A 1,017-nucleotide genomic window follows, 5' to 3' on the forward strand; every position below is an offset into this window, starting at 1 on the left:
CAGGAAGAAGACATTGAACACGTATACCGCTAGAAGAAACCTCAGCGGCTATGGACTCAGATAACCCAATTATGCCAAATTTAGACGAACAGTATGGACCATCAAAGGCTCGACCTTGCGTACCAGATACTGAAGAAATGTTGATTATGTCGCCAAATCGCTGCTTCTGCATAATGGGTATGAAAGCACGATTTAGCAAAAATGTACCTGTAAGATTAACATTGATAATTGTTTCCCATTCAGAGAGGGATGTCTCGGATATAGGCTTGAGAGATTCTCCAGTTCTAAGCAAGCCGACACAATTAATAAGACCATTTATATGCTGAAAATGCGCCGAATACCATGTTGTTAAATCCTTTAGTGAAGACTCGGAAGAAATATCTGCTGCAAAGACTTGAGGTTTGGGAGCATTAGGATTGCTTTTCGATAGATCATCAACTAAATCAACTAATGACTCAGTGGATAAATCGACCAAGACGACTGTTGCGTTTAAACTGTGTAACAATGTAGAAAGGGATTTTCCAATTCCACCAGAAGCACCAGCTACAAGATAAACAGAGCCACGAAGATTCACATTGTCAGGAAAAGTCAAAAGCTTTACCTCCTATACTGTTTGAAGAAATCCCAGCTTAACATTGAAGCATCAACTTTATAAGATGTGGTGCCAACAAGCCATCTGGGCTGTGAAGAACCGCTGGGCCATGTATGCCCACCACCAATAATCTTATAAAGAACAACGCTTGACGAGTCTTGACATTCAGAAAATAAATATTTGATGACATTTGTAGAATCTTTTGAAACAGATGAGGACGAAACTACGTCTTCCTGAAGTGGTTGGATACTACAATTGTTATTAGTTGCCCACCATTTTGCAGTTGAAAGTGGAGAAAGAAAAGTACCGACTCGTCCTTTAGAAGAGGTACCACCCTTCCAAGGGACAAATCTGTCCAAAGTACCCGAAAACATGATAACTGGCATGGGCCGACTTGGCTTACAGAATAGTTCAAGATCTATTGG

2 protein-coding genes are annotated in these 1,017 nt (G+C 40.6%); both read right to left on the reverse strand.

What is annotated here, in order from left to right; all coding sequences use genetic code 11:
• Positions 1-592 (reverse strand): SDR family oxidoreductase (locus SYN8016DRAFT_RS15150; protein ID WP_141561543.1); only part of this gene is annotated, 592 nt, incomplete at its 3' end.
• Positions 593-597: 5 nt separating this feature from the next.
• Positions 598-1,017, reverse strand: a 420-nt coding sequence (locus SYN8016DRAFT_RS15655; RefSeq protein ID WP_006855128.1) for a PHB depolymerase family esterase, incomplete at its 5' end; no start/stop codon positions are given.

The organism is Synechococcus sp. WH 8016 (assembly GCF_000230675.1).
Taxonomy (GTDB): domain Bacteria; phylum Cyanobacteriota; class Cyanobacteriia; order PCC-6307; family Cyanobiaceae; genus Synechococcus_C.